We start from the raw sequence: 14,511 nt of genomic DNA, 5'->3' as shown, positions 1-14,511 counted from the left end.
CTGACATCTCGTTCAAAGAGATGTCAGTTCTGGTTTTTGGGGTATTAAGACATGATATCTCGTTTGGAGAGACGTCATGTCTTATCTTTAGGTTCAGCAATCGACTCAGCGATGCCATCTCTCCGAACGAGGTGGCATCGCTTTTTTTGGCTAATTGCCCGGGGAAAACAATCCAATTTTTAGCCAGTTAAACGAGGGTAACTTGTCGACGTATGCACCTACTTCTTTCTACCCCCGTTCGTCAATCAGTCACTCAGGTCTGGGCTGGTTTCGACCGACAACTGTTCAACCGACTGGCGCCACCTTTCCCGCCCGTTGAGGTGGTCCGTTTCGATGGTTGTCTGAAAGGCGATGTGGTACACCTGCGGCTCAATTTTATTCTGTTCAAACAAGACTGGATCAGCGACATTGTGGATCAGCAGACCGTGCATAACCACGGAATGTCGGAGGGGCCCGATGAGATTTTCTTTGTCGATCAGGGTACACGGTTGCCCTTTTTTCTGCGTTACTGGCGACACCGGCACCGGCTCGTGCACGACTCCCAAACGGGCGGCACCGTAATTATCGATGACATAACCTTCCGGACGCCCTCGCGCCTGACCGACCTGCTTTTTTATCCCCTCATGTGGCTTCAGTTTGCCTACCGCAAGCCCATTTACCGGCGGGTGTTTGGGGAGAGGAACACGGATAAAAAGGAGTGAACAGATTTACACGGATTTTTTATTGCGAAGGGAAAAGATCTGTGCCGATCCGTTCTATCCATTCAATCCGCGTTCCCGTCAAATCCGTGTTCCTGTCAAAATTCTGCTATTTTTGCAGATACCCCTTTCGACAGACAAACCGAATGAAACTAAACATTACGACCAAAATCGTCATTGGCTTTGTGCTGGGTGTCGTGATTGGTCAGATACTGCACAGTACCACCGATCCCGAAACGGCCAAAGCTGTTTCCGACAAATTCCAGTTGCTTAGCCGCATTTTTCTGAAGCTTATCAAGATGATTGTGGGGCCGCTGGTGTTCTCGACGCTGGTGGTAGGCATTGCCAAATTGGGCGATTTCAAGGCTGTAGGGCGCATTGGTATCAAGACCCTCGGCTATTTTTATTTCGCCACTATTCTGTCGCTGATCATCGGTTTGGTGGTTGTTAACGTGACGCGCCCCGGCGAAATTCAGAGCTGGCCCCGTCCATCGGCCGGAACTGCCACCGGCATTGAAGGCAAAAAGCTAAACAGCCTCGAAGACTTTATCCTGCATATTTTCCCCGACAGTGCGTTCCGGGCTCTGGCCGAGAACGAAATTCTCCAGATTGTGGTCTTTGCCTTGTTTTTTGGGGTCGCGCTGGGCGCTATTGGCGAGAAAGGCAAAGGGCTGCTGAAAGCACTCGACGCCCTGAGCGAAGTGGTGTTCAAAATGGTGGGTTATGTGATGCAAATGGCCCCGTTTGCGGTGCTGGGCGCCATGACCGCCGTTGTGGCGGCCAAAGGGCTCGGTATTCTGGTTTCGTACGCGTACCTGCTTATCTGCTTCTTCGGCGGGTTGCTGTTCTTCATTTTTGTGGTGCTGTTTGCCGTTTGTACGGTAGTAGGTATTCCGTTCTTCAAATTGATGGCACAGGTCAAAGACGCCTTGCTGCTGTCGTTTAGTACGGCGAGTTCGGAGGCTTCGCTGCCGCAGCAGATCAAAGCTCTTGAGAGCTTCGGTATCTCGTCGCGGATTATTGGATTTGTGTTGCCGCTGGGATACTCGTTCAACCTCGACGGTTCCATGATGTACATGACCTTTGCCACGGGTTTTCTGGCACAGGCTTACGGCGTGCCCCTCACGCTTGAGCAACAGGTGCTGATGTTGCTGACCCTGATGGTGACGTCAAAAGGCATTGCGGGCGTTCCCCGGGCCTCGCTCGTAGTGATTGCCGGCACCATGGCCATGTTCGACCTGCCCCCCGAAGGGCTGGCCCTTATTCTCGGCATCGACCCCTTCCTCGACATGGGCCGCTCGGCTACGAGTGTAGCGGGTAATGCGGTGGCTACAGCCGTGGTTGCGAAGTGGGAAGGGGAGTATCACCCCGGCCGCGAAGTGCCAGTGGATGAAGAGCTGTAAGGAAACGATTCAACATAAAACGTTATGCCAAGAAGGCCGGGTCATACGATCCGGCCTTCTTTAGGTTGTGTAGTTTGCCTCGATTTAGTCGGAACAGGTACCGTTTTTACCGGTAACCAAACCAATGCAATACTACAGATTTCACGTTTTTATGGGTTAGATAATTCGATTAACAGAATAAACCTGTTTTGCCTGTCGACGGATTAACTATCCAAACCTATCAATTTTGTGTAGGCTTTTGCTTGTCCTAACGGGTAGTTTGACGGCCATTTTACACAGACTACCCCATCGGGTAGTCTGCAAATTGTTATCTATGGTTATTTGGTTACTTCTTAATATTCACCAGAAACTCTTTTCGGTCTTTAATGTCGAGTAACTGATAGATGTTTTTGATGTGGTATTTGACTGTATTTTCCGAGATAAAGAGTTTATCGGCGATCTCGCGGTTCGATAATCCTTCGGCCATGTAGTTGAGCACCTCGCGTTGCCGTTCCGACAGAGTGTTGAGGTACGATTGCTCGGTCAGGATCGCTTCGTGTTGGGCAGTTTTGCTTAGTGTGAGGTAATGCTCCAGTTCTGCCTTCATCTGCCTTAGCTCAGTCTCAATGCGAGCCTGTTTACGTCGGTAGGTAACCAGCCAGGTAAGTAGCCCAATACTGGCCAGCAAAAGCCCGATTGCCAATGCCGTCACCAGTTGGCGGTTGGTCCGTTCGGTATTCAACTGGTCTTCTTTATCGCGCAGCAGAATGGTCTCTTTCTGATTGTGCAGGGCTGAGAGCTTTTCCTGCTGAGCGTACAGTTTTCGAAGCGAGTCGAGGGTTTGGGTGGTCGTGGTAATGCCCCGGGTATCGTTTCGTTTGCGGTATATATTCAGGAGTTCTTCGTAGGCATAGAGGTGGTATTTGATGATACCGCACGAGTCGGCCTGTGCCGATGACTGGCGCAGCGCACCCCGAAGCCTATCCATCTGGTTAGTGGCCGCGTAAAGCTGCATTTTTTTGACCAGAATCATCGGGAGGTCACAGGGCGACGACGTTCGGAGCCAGCCAAGGGCGCGGTCGTAAGCGGCTTCGGCCTCGGCATACTGCTTGTTCAAAAACAACAGGTAACCCTGTTGCATCACCAGCTTGGCTTTATTCTCCTGATCGATATGCCGGAAATACGTGGTCTCCAGCCGTTTCATGAGGCTGTCGGCTTTAGCGTACTCCTGAATATCGAAGTAGACAAAGGCTTCCTGGCTTGCGATGGTGGCCAGATACTTATCCCGGTTGGGGGTTTGATCGGCAAAGCGACGGGCCGTTGCCAGAAACCGCAACGTTGACTGGTAGTCGTACACCCGCTTGTACGTGTACGAAAGCAAGAGCGCGGCCTGATATTTCTCAGGGGCACTGTACAGGTCGCTCTCCAAAACGGGCAACAACAAGGCCTGCGACTCTGTGTACTTTAATTGATTGTTAAGACGGTAGATTTTCTGCTCAAGTTCTCGAAAAGGCACTTTTTGTGCCCATATAGGGGTCAATGTTAGTGAAAGGGCTACAACTAGAAGAAAATGAGCACGAATACTGTACATAATATAGAGACTAAACCGCAAACATAGGGATTCGTACATAATATCAAAACGGCCTACATGAACCTCGGTGGCTAATCACGTACGAAAAAAAAGAGCCTCCCGATTTGTTCAGGAGGCTCAACGTAGACAGGTGTTAACCTCATCAGGCTTTGTAGAAAATCCACTTTGAGAGTTCGGCAAACGTAGGCTTTTTCCCATACATCAGAATACCCACCCGGTAAATACGGGCGGCTACCCACGCAACCCCGATAAAGCCCCCAATCAGCAGCGCTACCGACAAGGCAATTTCCCAGAGTGGAACGCCAAACGGTACCCGAACCATCATAATTACGGGCGAGGTAAACGGAATCATCGAAAACCAGAAGGCAATGGGGCCGTCGGGCTCCCGAATCACAAATTGGGCCATGATAAAGGCCAGAATAAGCGGAATCGTGATGGGAAACATAAACTGCTGTACGTCGGTCTCGTTGTCGACGGCGGCCCCAACGGCGGCAAACAGGGCGCTGTAGAGCAGGTATCCCCCCACGAAGTAAATGCCGAAACAAACGAGCAGCATGGTCCAGTCGAGGGTGCTAACGGCGGCTTTGGCCTTGCTAAATACGTTGGCCGTAGCGGGGCTGGCTGTAGGTACGGCCGGTGCATTGGCGTCGGTTACGGCTGTGCCGTTGGCTGTTTGGCCCGGTTGGCTGTAGGCGCTGCTGCCCCCCATTTTGGCCACGGTGTCGGGGCCAAAAGCAGCCGACAAGGCCGACGATAGCCCGAACGTGAGCAAAATCCAGAGCAGAAACTGGGTAAGCCCTACCAGAGCAACCCCGATAATCTTACCCGCCATGAGCTGAAACGGCTTCACCGACGAGATGATAACCTCGACAATCCGGTTGGTTTTTTCTTCCAGCACGCCCCGCATCACCTGCGCGCCGTACAGGAAAATGGTGAAGTAAATGGCAAAGGCAAACAGATACCCAAGGGCCGTAGCCGCGCCCGAACTACTGTCTTTTTCGCCTTCATCGCTCAGGTTGTACGTATCGGCCGAAACCTTCACCTTGGTACTCTCGAGTACTTTACGGTCAATACCCGCCTGCAACAGTTTCTGGTTTTCGATTTCCTGCTCAACGGCGTCTTCAATGCCGTTTTGCACCCCCAGACTCACGTTTTTCTCCGCGTACAGCTTCAACGATTTGGGGTTCTCCATAATATCGGCCGGAATGTACACCAGTACATCGTAGCCGCTTTTGGTAAATTCTTTCTTGGCTATTTCAAGTGGCTTGGTGCCGGCTTCAAACTTCAGCTCGTTGGTCGATTTAAAGACCGAGGCAAACCGCTTGCTGTCGTCAATGACCTGTACTTTTTTGAGGTCGGTGTTGCGCATGGCCAGGTACACCGGCAGCAACCAGATAGCCGACATCAGTATGGGCGTCAGGAGGGTCATCACAATAAATGACTTTTTCTTGACGCGGACCAGATACTCGCGTTGAAGGATTAGGAAGATGGTTTTCATAAGAGTGAAAGAGCGAAAGAGTGAGAGAACGAAAGAGTGATCAGAGGCTTGAGCTTTTGCTCTTTCACTCGTTCGATCTTTCACCATTCACTGACCGAATAAAGATGTCGTTCATGCTGGGGATGTTCTCGCCAAAGCTGCGGACGGCTACCCGCTCCAGCAGGGTCCGAATAAGATCGTTGACCGACGCATCGGGCGGAATACGGATGTCGGCACGCGTGAAGTTATCGTCGGTAGGCTTGCTGCCAACCACCTGAAAAGCCGGCGGTAAATCCGTTAAATTTCCCTGGTATTCAACGTGGTAGGTATGCGTCTTGAATTGCTCCTTAATGGCACGCTTGGGGCCGTCGAGGATCTTGTGCGAGCGGTTGATGAGGGCAATGTGGTCGCACAGCTCCTCCACCGACTCCATGCGGTGGGTTGAGAAGATAATGGTAGCTCCGTTCTTTTTCAGCTCCAGAATCTCGTCTTTTATCAGATTGGCGTTGATTGGGTCAAAGCCCGAGAATGGTTCGTCCAGAATGATCAGGTCGGGCTCGTGCAAAACCGTAGCCACAAACTGAATTTTCTGCTGCATCCCCTTCGAGAGGTCTTCTACGTTTTTCTCCCACCAGGTTTTGATATCAAACTTGGTGAACCAGATTTTGAGCTTGTCCATCGCCTGCCGCTCGGTCAGGCCCTTGAGCTGGGCCAGATACAGCAGTTGCTCACCCACCTTCATTTTTTTGTAGAGTCCCCGCTCTTCGGGCAGGTAGCCAATGCGCCGGATGTGGTCGGGCCGGAGGGTTTCGCCCCCCAGAAACACCTCGCCCGCGTCGGGGGCGGTGATCTGGTTAATGATGCGGATGAGGGAGGTTTTACCCGCCCCGTTGGGTCCCAGCAAACCAAAAATACTACCGCTGGGTACGGTCAGGCTAACATCGTCGAGGGCCCGGTGCTGGGCGTACTGTTTGACAATATTGCGCGTTTCGAGAATAGATTTTGGGATCACAGGCTAAAGTCCGTTTGCCAGGTAGTTAAGAGTACAGACCAAATATACGGCCTAAACAAGGGTTGTGGCATAGAATCGGACAAACGACGTCCGGCGTGTGACAAACCCCTTTTTTTAGGGGATGAACGCCATCGGAGGGGGAGGGGGCTTACTGCCGCCGGGCCCGGATCGTAGTGGTGTAGAGCCGATCGACGATGGTAATGTCGAGAGCGCCGTCGGTAATGGAGCCGATGGGCTTACTGTCGTACGTTTGCAGCAGTACCGATTTGTTGCCGTTTTTCACGATGCGCATGGACGTTGGAAACGGGCTAAAGATCGTTGTGTTCTGGAGGCTCAACACCTGGTTGACCTCCACAAATTCGCGGCCGCTGCTCACCACCGAGATTGTCCCGATAGCGCCAACTTTTGCCTTGTCGTATTCGGTACCGTTGGCGTTGTAGTAATCGATGGTATAGCTACCCACTACTGCGGCTCCGGGGTTCTCGGGGTCGATGGGGTCGTCTTCTTTCCGGCTACAGGCCGCAAGGCTCACAAAAAAAAGACTGACAAACAGCAGGGCGAGGCTCGGGCGTAGCCGAAGGGGGAGAGTTTTCATGAAGGAATAGAGACGTTGAGCAAAACGAAATTCGCCCCGGCTACTCAGAAGCAGAGCTGCCGGGGCGAGTACAAGGTATATACGTCGGAAGTGGGTGAATAGTTTAAGTTACTTACTCCCTAACGGATCTGTAAAGTACAGTCTCAGTAAAAACGGCAATAGGCCCCTGCTTCGACACAAAGGCCAGGTCGGGGCTAGCGTATCTATTAAGGCTGGAGAATCCCGGCAAGATCGGCTGGTGAATAATTGATGCTTTTGAGCGTTTTTTTGTCTTCATCCCGGAAGACCAGATACCGCCCGTCGGACTCGACATAGTGGCAGGCTACCCCCTTGGCCTGGTAAAATGCCACGGTGGCTTCGGCTTCGTCGGTGGTGAGGCAGGCCTTACTCATGTTGGAGCGCTGCACCTCATCAAACAGCGCCTTAAACTGATGGCCCAGTCCAAATTCCAGTACCGCCCCGGAGAGTACATACTGCAAGTCGCAAAGGGCATCGGCTACGGCCACAATATCGCCCGCGGCAATGGCCTCCCGAAATTCATCGAGCTCTTCGGCCAACAGCGATACGCGCAGGCGGCACCGCCCCTCGGCCGGAATTTGGGGCGTATCGAGTACAGGGGCATGAAAGGTATGGTGGAACTCGGCCACCGCAAGTAAAGAATCTGGTGATTGCATCGCGCAAATTTAGGGGAAAGCCGGGTATCTGCGCGAGCCGCGTTAAAACTGGGGCAGCAGATTCGTTTTGAACAATTTGATGGCAATGGCCAGCAGGATAATGCCGAATACCTTCCGAAGAACGGCCAATCCGCCCGGCCCAAGCCGGTTTTCGAGCCATTCCGACGATTTAAGAACTATGTACACCAGCACCAGATTGATCACAATGCCCACAATAATGTTGGCTGTCTGGTACTCAGTACGTAGCGAGATGAGGGTGGTCATGGTGCCCGCGCCCGCAATGAGCGGAAACGCAATGGGAACGATATGCGCAGCCCCGTCGGCTTCCACTTCGGATTTGAAAATGGTTCGGCCCAGAATCATTTCCAGCCCTAGCAGGAAAATAATGAGGGCACCGGCCACCGCAAACGATGACACATCGACGCCGAATAGCTTCAGGATTTTTTCGCCTACAAACAGAAAGCTAACCATCAGCGCCCCCGACACAAATGTGGCCTTTTCGGACTCAATAGCCCCAAATTTCCGGCGTAGGTCGATGATAATGGGCAACGAGCCGATAATGTCGATGACCGAAAACAGAATGAGCGTGACCGAGATGATTTCTTTGAAACTGAACATGGCGGTGAGTGGGCGGCCTGCACCAATGCGTGGGCAAGATTAGTGTAAACAGACGGTATGGGCAAATGAACCGGGTAGTAAGCCCGCGAGTTTGCCCTCGATTCGCTACCGATCCAGGCCTTAGTTGCCTATGCCGGCCAGCAACGTGAACAGTAAGGCGAGCAAGGCCGGCAGGGCCTGGGTGTAAAAGATTTTTTTGCTCGCGGTGAAGGCACCATAGATACCCGCGATAGCCACGCAGCTGAGAAAAAAGACCGCTACCTTTTCGGACCACTGGGGATCGGTAATGGTAAAGCTCCAGATCAGGCCCGCGGCCAGAAACCCGTTGTACAGCCCCTGATTGGCGGCCATCACCCTCGTTGGTTTGAACAGCTCGTCGGGTAGGGAGCCTTTAAACGTCTTTTTGCCGAGTGTTTCCCAGGCAAACATCTCCAGGTAGAGAATGTACAGGTGCTCAAGGGCAACAAGGCCCGTCATGATTTTGGCCGCTAATTCCATGTACGTGAATGGTTTAGGAATAGAAGAAATAAGGATACTCAGGGGCGATATTGACGTAAAAATGTCTTCAGTTGGGCGATTTCATCGTCATCGATAGCTGGGAAGTTAGCAATCCGAAACGTGGTGTTTTTCCACGCGCCGTAGCCATTGCCTAAGGTAATTCCAGCCGTGCTCGCGGCCGTTTTTACCGCCTTGATTGCTTCGGGTGGGCCTTCTACCGCAATCACCGTGTCCGAACGTCGGGTTGGTTCGTCGATCAGGAGGGTAAACGGTAAGTGATTTGTGTCCTGCTCAAAAAAGCGATACCACTCGGTGGCCCGGTTTCGGGTGCGGGCGTCGACCTCGGCAATGGGGGGGAGCTGTTCGAGTACCCGCAACAGGCAGTAAATGCCCAGGCCATTAGGGGTGTACGGGGTCTGAAACCGGCTAAAATTCTCGTGAATAAACAACAGACTGTTGTAGTGTGCCCGCTCACCGATGGCCTCGGCCCGCGCGAGTGCCGCCGGTGAATATACCAGCACGGCGAGCCCGGCGGGTAGGCCAAAGCATTTCTGCACCGACGCAAACCAGACATCGGCGCGTGTCCAGTCGAGGGCAATACCCGCCATACTCGATACGGCATCTACCGCGATGAGGCCCGTAAAATCTTGCCGGAACTGAGTCAGCGTTTCCCGGTTCAATTGAGTGCCGTTAGACGTTTCGTTCTGGACCAGACAAAGCGTATCGGCCAGGTCGGGCCGGACCATCGGGCGAATCCGGTGGGCGTACTCCATCCATTTCTGCCCGAATGCCCCACTGTGCGGGTGCAGACTCGTGCTCCCCGTAAGCGACTGAGCCACAATCTCCCAGCATTCGGTAGCCGACGATACGAAGGCAATGTGGTAATCAGACGGGATGGCCAGCTTTTGGTGCAGTTGTTCAATGGCCTGCCGCACAATGTCCATGAAGCCCGCACTCCGGTGGTTCAGGCTCACAATGCCCGACCGGACAGCCTCGGCGGCATAGTTGGCAACCTGGGGGTACACTTTTGAGGGGCCGGGGTAGAAGGTTGGCATAAAAGGAGGGGCTTCGGCAGAATGTCAGCCCAGTAAGGCTTTGGCTAAGGCTACCAGTTTGTCTTTATGGATGGTACTTTCTTCTGACTTGTCGTAAATCGTCAGGAGGTAGATATCTGTTGAATCCTCTGTCTGGACAACAAGGTACGTGATGATCCGAAACCCGCCGGATTTTCCTTTGTTCTTACTTTTACTTGCGAGCCGAACTTTGTGTAAACCTGCCCCTAACGACTCGCCGAGTGTTGGTTTTTCTACCAACCCATCTGTCAGCTCCTTCAGGTCGTTTTCGAGTGTTCGGAACTTCTTTTTTAGCCGTTTGAATTTTGCCTCAAACAGATCGGTCGGAATAATCTGATTAGCCATTGAACAAGCTATTCAGCGATTTCTTTGGCCGTTTACCCTCCCGCATCTCTTTTACCTGTTTCAGGCTTTCTTCGAGTTCATCCATGAGCGAACTTTGCGTCCCTTCTGTCTCTTCGCTCAGAATAAGCTGTTTCAGTTCATTACGAACCCGCTTCGGAAGGACTTTATATTGCTCGTAAATTATCTGGGCCGTTGTCATATTCATAAAGTTAATCGGTCTGCACTAAATATCGCACGGCCAGCTCATACCCCATGAGCCCCAGCCCCACAATCACACCCTTGCACTTGGCCGAGAGGTAGCTGTGGTGCCGGAAAGCCTCGCGGGCGTGTACGTTCGAGATGTGTACCTCCACGGTGGGGGCGGTCACGGCCGAAAGGGCATCCGCAATGGCAATCGACGTGTGGGTGTAAGCCCCGGCATTAATCACAATACCGTCGATGGTAAAACCGTGTTCGTGAATTTTATCGATCAGCTCGCCTTCGTGATTCGACTGGAAATAGTGAATTTGCACCTCCGGAAACTGCGCTTCGATTGTTTTGAGGTAATCAACAAACGTGCGGCTGCCGTAAATGTGCGGCTCGCGCTTACCCAGCAGGTTGAGGTTCGGGCCGTTCAGGATCAGAATCTTTTTCATGAGCGATGAACGATGAGCGATGAATTATGAGTGAATCTACCGGTACAAACCGCTACGGCGGAACGTTCATCACTCATAGCTTATCACTCATCACTAAAATTTTATGTGGCAAAGGTATAGTAACAGCTTCATTAGTTATCTCAAACTGGAGCGGTCGTTGGCCGAAAACTCGGTGGAAGCCTACGAGCACGATGTGCAGAAACTGTGGCAATACCTTTCGTTGCATGGGGAACCCATACCGCCCGATGCCGTCACCGAGGGGCATTTACTGGGGTTTCTGGCTTACCTGAGCGAGTTGGGGCTGTCGGCTCAGAGTCAGGCCCGGATGCTGTCGGGGCTGAAAGCATTTTATAAATACCTGTTGCTCGACAACCTGATCGACCACGACCCGACGCAGCTGATCGAAGGCCCCAAGACTGTCAGAAAGCTGCCCGATACGCTCAGTTTCCCTGAAATCGAGGCCATGCTCGACACCATCGACCTCTCTACCCCGGCAGGCCCGCGCGATCGGGCCATGCTTGAGGTGCTCTACAGTTCGGGGCTGCGCGTGTCCGAACTGCTCGACCTGCGCATTACCAACTGCTACTTCGATATGGGTTTTTTGCGGGTGCTGGGCAAGGGGAGTAAAGTACGGCTGGTGCCTATCGGTCAGGATGCCATGCACTATACCCAACTCTACATCGACTCGGTGCGGGTGCATCTGGACGTGAAGAAAGAAGCGCAGGATCGGGTGTTTCTGAACGCGCGGGGCGGGTCGCTCTCGCGGGTGTCGGTGTTTACTATGATCAAGCGGGTAGCCGACGAGGCCGGCATTCGCAAAACCATTAGCCCGCACACGTTCCGGCATTCGTTTGCCACGCATCTGATCGAGGGCGGGGCCGACCTGCGGGCAGTGCAGCAGATGCTCGGGCACGAGTCGATCACAACCACCGAAATTTATACCCACCTCGATCGCGAGTACCTCACCCAGACCATGATCGACTATCACCCCCGCGGGCGTAAGCGAAGTTTTCGCTGAGGTGCTTTGGTTCAGTAGCTCTTTTTGACAGGGGCCTGTTAGCAAAGAAAAACACCCCGCGGCCATCAACCACGGGGTGTCCCGAACACCTGTTAACCCTAACCTAAACCACTATGAATGGCTCATCGATGAAAAATGTATAGTTGGTTCCTGGTTGTCAGTACAGATGGCGATCGACAGAGTTAATGGCCTCGCAGAGAGGCCCTAACTCAACCATCTTGACAACTAAAACAACAGACTCAAAATCTATTCTCACTCCCTTTGGAACACAAATCATGCCATTACGTCGGCCGATGATTTTTCGCCAACAAACTGGTGATCAGCGTGTTTGAATAAGACGTTGAATGAGGTCAGGCTTCCGTATATCCGCGTGATATACTGCTGAATATTTACCTTCGACTCATCATCTAACCCACTGGCGTTGACCCGTTGCTCAAGTGTCCGAAGCCGGTCGCGCACCATCACAATTTTGTGAAAAAAGGTGTCGATCGGTATCTCTTTGGAGGCCAAATCGGCCCGGCCGGGTTTCAGGATCAGCTTACCACCTTTCCACTTATCGCCCAGCGGCACGAGTTCGGTCACGTCGGCCCACTTTTGCAATACCCGCGATAGGGCCTGCTCCACATCGAGCAAACTAACCAGATCGCCATCCGGCTCTACCGCTTCAATCACCGTCAGGGGCGCGTCGAAACGCATCACCCGCACGCCGTGGTTAATATACGTGATTGTGTAGCCGTTGGATTTCAGATTGATAATAACGCCCGGCCCAAATTCCGGATGCTCCACCCGGGAGCCAACACCCAACAACGTCTGCATAGCTTGTAAAATCGTTCGTGGTTTCTGGTTTATCGTTTTTAGCAGATCGGTACGGCGATTTATGCAGCATGAACAGCCTTATTATCAGGCTATTCACGCTGAATAGAAACACCGGAGGTCCCGAGCTCAAAACGATAAACTACGTAAGCAGAACGGATGGCAACATTTGTGCCAAACAGAGGCAAAGCACCACGCGGGGCGCAGACATGGGTGCGAGTAGAGAGAAAGGACTTTAGTTGCCCCGCAGCACTTTACAAACGCAGGTGCCTTTGGTGGTGAGCGTAGTGGTTTCGTCGAGCAGCGGGAAACCGTCTTTAATATCGGCCCATAGTTTGGCGCTGTGCTTATGGTCGTTGATGGTCACGATCAGCAGCCCGTCGGGTTTGAGGTAAGTAGCCAGCCGTTGTAGGGTTTTGAGCGGGTGTTTGCTGTAGTAGATCACCTCGTTGAAAATGATCAGATCAAACTGCCCCTCCGGCTTGTAAGTGTCCATATCGGCCACCAGATAGGTGCATTTGGTGTCCCCGGCATCGTCGGCGGCTTTCTGAATAGCCAGGTCCGAAATGTCGGTGCCAACGTACCGGCCGTAGTTTTGCGACTGAAGCCGTTGTTGCAGCAGGCCCTCTCCGCAGCCAATTTCCAGAATATCGGGTTGGCCGGGTTTCAGAAACTTCACGTACCCCACAATCACGCTAAACCGAGCCAGTTCGTCCAGCGCCTTCAGGCCATCCCAGAGGCCTTTACCGTACTGGTAGTTCCAGCGGTCGCGGTTGATACGGAAAACTTTACGCTTAATAAACGAGATCAGGGTATTCATACAGGCAACTTGTAGGTTTAACGGCCTTACAAGGCTACGACTTTTTACGGTAACTTCCCGACGAAAACATCCTGAATGTATGATAACCCAAAATCATCAACTTACGGGCCAGAAAGAAAAATTTTCGCTGCCTGCTCATTTGCACTATATCAATTGTGCTACCCGCGGGCCATTCAGCCGCGCTGCCGAGCAGGCTGGTATTGAAGCGATCCGGCGGCAAACGAACCCCTTTGGACTCACGGCTGCCCACTTCTTCGAGCAACCGACACCGGTGCGTCAGCTGTTTTCCCGGCTCATCAACAACCCCGACCCCGACCGTATCGCCATTATTCCGTCGGTATCGTATGGCATGGGGGTTGTAGCCCGCAACCTGCACCGCAAGCCGGGCATAGCGCGGGGGCAGGAGATTATATTGCTCGATGCCGAATTTCCGAGCGATGTGTACGCCTGGGACCGCGTCTGCGCCGAACTCGGGCTCACGGTGCGTACCGTGCCCATGCCTACCAAACTACCGCGCGGGGCTGTCTGGAACGACCGGTTGCTCGAAGCCATCGGTCCCCAAACGGCCCTGGTGGTAGCTCCGCCTACGCATTGGATGTACGGTATTCGGGTCGACCTCGAAGCGGTGGCCCGCCGTGCGCGCGAGGTTGGGGCCTGGCTCGCCATCGACGGGACACAGGCTGTGGGTGCCATGCCGTTTGATCTGGAAACCATCCAACCCGACGCCCTCATTTGTGCGGGGTACAAGTGGCTCATGGGGCCGTACTCCACCGGATTGGCCTATTACGGCGAGGCTTTCGACGACGGGGTGCCGCTCGAAGAAAGCTGGATGGCCCGGCTCGAAAGCGATCAGTTCCATAAACTGTCGGAGTACCAGCCGGCCTACCGGCCCAAAGCCTACCGCTACAACGTAGGGGAGCAGAGCCACTTTATCCATATGCCTATGCTCGAAGCTGCCCTGACGCAACTGCTCGACTGGCAGCCCGCGCGCATTGAGCAGTACGGCCGTGACCTCATGGCTGAGGCCATTCCGCAGTTACAGGCTGTTGGCTGTGGGGTTGAGGAAACCAACTGGCGGACGCACCATCTGCTGGGTATCTGGTTGCCCGACTCGGCCGACCCGATTGGGATTCAGCAGGCGCTGCTGGCCAACAATGTATCCATTTCGGTGCGGGGCCGGGCTATTCGGGTGGCCCCGCATGTGTACAACGATGCAAACGACGTGGCCGTTTTTGTCGATACGCTTGTCCGGCAGTTGTAGT

Annotated in this window: 17 protein-coding genes; 4 read left to right on the top strand and 13 right to left on the bottom strand. The window is 53.2% G+C overall.

The window, feature by feature from the left end; all coding sequences use genetic code 11:
• Positions 1 to 212: 212 nt before the first annotated feature.
• Positions 213 to 701 carry an SRPBCC family protein gene (locus tag RUDLU_RS0107775; RefSeq protein ID WP_019987800.1) on the top strand — a complete coding sequence of 163 codons (489 nt, stop codon included), beginning with the start codon at positions 213 to 215 and terminating at the stop codon, positions 699 to 701.
• A gap of 143 nt (positions 702 to 844) precedes the next feature.
• Positions 845 to 2,101 carry a dicarboxylate/amino acid:cation symporter gene (locus RUDLU_RS0107770; protein ID WP_019987799.1) on the top strand — a complete coding sequence of 419 codons (1,257 nt, stop codon included), beginning with the start codon at positions 845 to 847 and terminating at the stop codon, positions 2,099 to 2,101.
• Positions 2,102 to 2,426: 325 nt separating this feature from the next.
• Here the strand turns inward: RUDLU_RS0107770 and RUDLU_RS30135 are convergent, their stop codons facing one another.
• The 11 genes from RUDLU_RS30135 to aroQ form a co-directional block, all read right to left on the bottom strand.
• Positions 2,427 to 3,596, bottom strand: a complete 1,170-nt coding sequence (locus RUDLU_RS30135; RefSeq protein ID WP_211220201.1) for a LuxR family transcriptional regulator — start codon at positions 3,594 to 3,596, stop codon at positions 2,427 to 2,429.
• 217 nt (positions 3,597 to 3,813) lie between these two features.
• Entirely contained in the window at positions 3,814 to 5,169 is a 1,356-nt protein-coding gene (locus RUDLU_RS0107760; protein WP_019987797.1) for an ABC transporter permease, read from the bottom strand.
• 64 nt (positions 5,170 to 5,233) lie between these two features.
• Positions 5,234 to 6,157 carry an ABC transporter ATP-binding protein gene (locus RUDLU_RS0107755; RefSeq protein ID WP_157580577.1) on the bottom strand — a complete coding sequence of 308 codons (924 nt, stop codon included), beginning with the start codon at positions 6,155 to 6,157 and terminating at the stop codon, positions 5,234 to 5,236.
• A gap of 151 nt (positions 6,158 to 6,308) precedes the next feature.
• Entirely contained in the window at positions 6,309 to 6,755 is a 447-nt protein-coding gene (locus tag RUDLU_RS0107750) for a hypothetical protein (RefSeq protein ID WP_019987795.1), read from the bottom strand.
• A gap of 206 nt (positions 6,756 to 6,961) precedes the next feature.
• Positions 6,962 to 7,429 (bottom strand): pyrophosphohydrolase domain-containing protein, encoded by a 468-nt coding sequence (locus RUDLU_RS0107745; RefSeq protein ID WP_027302863.1) that lies wholly within the window; start codon positions 7,427 to 7,429, stop codon positions 6,962 to 6,964.
• Positions 7,430 to 7,471: 42 nt separating this feature from the next.
• Positions 7,472 to 8,047: a MarC family protein gene (locus RUDLU_RS0107740; RefSeq protein ID WP_019987793.1), complete on the bottom strand. Its 576-nt coding sequence runs from the start codon at positions 8,045 to 8,047 to the stop codon at positions 7,472 to 7,474.
• Positions 8,048 to 8,167: 120 nt separating this feature from the next.
• Positions 8,168 to 8,545 (bottom strand): DUF1304 domain-containing protein, encoded by a 378-nt coding sequence (locus tag RUDLU_RS0107735; protein WP_019987792.1) that lies wholly within the window; start codon positions 8,543 to 8,545, stop codon positions 8,168 to 8,170.
• Between the two features lie 38 nt (positions 8,546 to 8,583).
• Positions 8,584 to 9,600, bottom strand: a complete 1,017-nt coding sequence (locus RUDLU_RS0107730; protein WP_019987791.1) for an aminotransferase class V-fold PLP-dependent enzyme — start codon at positions 9,598 to 9,600, stop codon at positions 8,584 to 8,586.
• A gap of 24 nt (positions 9,601 to 9,624) precedes the next feature.
• A complete protein-coding gene (locus RUDLU_RS0107725) occupies positions 9,625 to 9,963 on the bottom strand; it encodes a type II toxin-antitoxin system RelE/ParE family toxin (RefSeq protein ID WP_019987790.1) in 339 nt (112 codons plus the stop codon).
• Positions 9,956 to 10,168, bottom strand: a complete 213-nt coding sequence (locus RUDLU_RS0107720; RefSeq protein ID WP_019987789.1) for a hypothetical protein — start codon at positions 10,166 to 10,168, stop codon at positions 9,956 to 9,958. Before RUDLU_RS0107720 ends, RUDLU_RS0107725 begins: the two co-directional genes overlap by 8 nt.
• A gap of 4 nt (positions 10,169 to 10,172) precedes the next feature.
• Positions 10,173 to 10,598, bottom strand: a complete 426-nt coding sequence (aroQ, locus tag RUDLU_RS0107715; protein WP_019987788.1) for a type II 3-dehydroquinate dehydratase — start codon at positions 10,596 to 10,598, stop codon at positions 10,173 to 10,175.
• Positions 10,599 to 10,701: 103 nt separating this feature from the next.
• On the opposite strand from aroQ, the gene xerD reads away from it, so the two are divergent.
• The gene (gene xerD / locus RUDLU_RS0107710; protein ID WP_019987787.1) at positions 10,702 to 11,616 is read left to right on the top strand and encodes a site-specific tyrosine recombinase XerD; all 915 of its coding nucleotides are present in this window, start codon (positions 10,702 to 10,704) and stop codon (positions 11,614 to 11,616) included.
• Between the two features lie 273 nt (positions 11,617 to 11,889).
• On the opposite strand, the gene RUDLU_RS0107705 is transcribed toward xerD, so the two are convergent.
• Both RUDLU_RS0107705 and RUDLU_RS27110 read right to left on the bottom strand, forming a co-directional pair.
• A complete protein-coding gene (locus RUDLU_RS0107705; RefSeq protein WP_019987786.1) occupies positions 11,890 to 12,432 on the bottom strand; it encodes a hypothetical protein in 543 nt (180 codons plus the stop codon).
• A gap of 232 nt (positions 12,433 to 12,664) precedes the next feature.
• Entirely contained in the window at positions 12,665 to 13,249 is a 585-nt protein-coding gene (locus RUDLU_RS27110) for a class I SAM-dependent methyltransferase (protein ID WP_019987785.1), read from the bottom strand.
• A gap of 79 nt (positions 13,250 to 13,328) precedes the next feature.
• On the opposite strand from RUDLU_RS27110, the gene RUDLU_RS0107695 reads away from it, so the two are divergent.
• Complete coding sequence (locus tag RUDLU_RS0107695) at positions 13,329 to 14,510, top strand: aminotransferase class V-fold PLP-dependent enzyme (RefSeq protein ID WP_019987784.1); 1,182 nt, start codon at positions 13,329 to 13,331, stop codon at positions 14,508 to 14,510.
• Position 14,511 lies beyond the last annotated feature (1 nt).

The sequence above is a fragment of the Rudanella lutea DSM 19387 genome (genome assembly GCF_000383955.1).
In the GTDB taxonomy this organism is placed as follows: Bacteria; Bacteroidota; Bacteroidia; order Cytophagales; family Spirosomataceae; genus Rudanella; species Rudanella lutea.
This window is presented reverse-complemented; position numbering and strand designations above follow the sequence as displayed.

Coding starts and splice junctions, on each gene's coding strand:
- aroQ (WP_019987788.1), bottom strand. CDS start 10,598: ATGAAAAAGATTCTGATCCTGAACGGCCCGAACCTCAACCTGCTGGGT.
- RUDLU_RS0107750 (WP_019987795.1), bottom strand. CDS start 6,755: ATGAAAACTCTCCCCCTTCGGCTACGCCCGAGCCTCGCCCTGCTGTTT.
- RUDLU_RS0107735 (WP_019987792.1), bottom strand. CDS start 8,545: ATGGAATTAGCGGCCAAAATCATGACGGGCCTTGTTGCCCTTGAGCAC.
- RUDLU_RS0107695 (WP_019987784.1), top strand. CDS start 13,329: ATGATAACCCAAAATCATCAACTTACGGGCCAGAAAGAAAAATTTTCG.
- RUDLU_RS0107730 (WP_019987791.1), bottom strand. CDS start 9,600: ATGCCAACCTTCTACCCCGGCCCCTCAAAAGTGTACCCCCAGGTTGCC.
- RUDLU_RS0107775 (WP_019987800.1), top strand. CDS start 213: ATGCACCTACTTCTTTCTACCCCCGTTCGTCAATCAGTCACTCAGGTC.
- RUDLU_RS0107770 (WP_019987799.1), top strand. CDS start 845: ATGAAACTAAACATTACGACCAAAATCGTCATTGGCTTTGTGCTGGGT.
- RUDLU_RS0107740 (WP_019987793.1), bottom strand. CDS start 8,047: ATGTTCAGTTTCAAAGAAATCATCTCGGTCACGCTCATTCTGTTTTCG.
- RUDLU_RS0107725 (WP_019987790.1), bottom strand. CDS start 9,963: ATGGCTAATCAGATTATTCCGACCGATCTGTTTGAGGCAAAATTCAAA.
- RUDLU_RS0107745 (WP_027302863.1), bottom strand. CDS start 7,429: ATGCAATCACCAGATTCTTTACTTGCGGTGGCCGAGTTCCACCATACC.
- RUDLU_RS0107705 (WP_019987786.1), bottom strand. CDS start 12,432: ATGCAGACGTTGTTGGGTGTTGGCTCCCGGGTGGAGCATCCGGAATTT.
- RUDLU_RS27110 (WP_019987785.1), bottom strand. CDS start 13,249: ATGAATACCCTGATCTCGTTTATTAAGCGTAAAGTTTTCCGTATCAAC.
- RUDLU_RS0107720 (WP_019987789.1), bottom strand. CDS start 10,168: ATGAATATGACAACGGCCCAGATAATTTACGAGCAATATAAAGTCCTT.
- RUDLU_RS0107760 (WP_019987797.1), bottom strand. CDS start 5,169: ATGAAAACCATCTTCCTAATCCTTCAACGCGAGTATCTGGTCCGCGTC.
- xerD (WP_019987787.1), top strand. CDS start 10,702: ATGTGGCAAAGGTATAGTAACAGCTTCATTAGTTATCTCAAACTGGAG.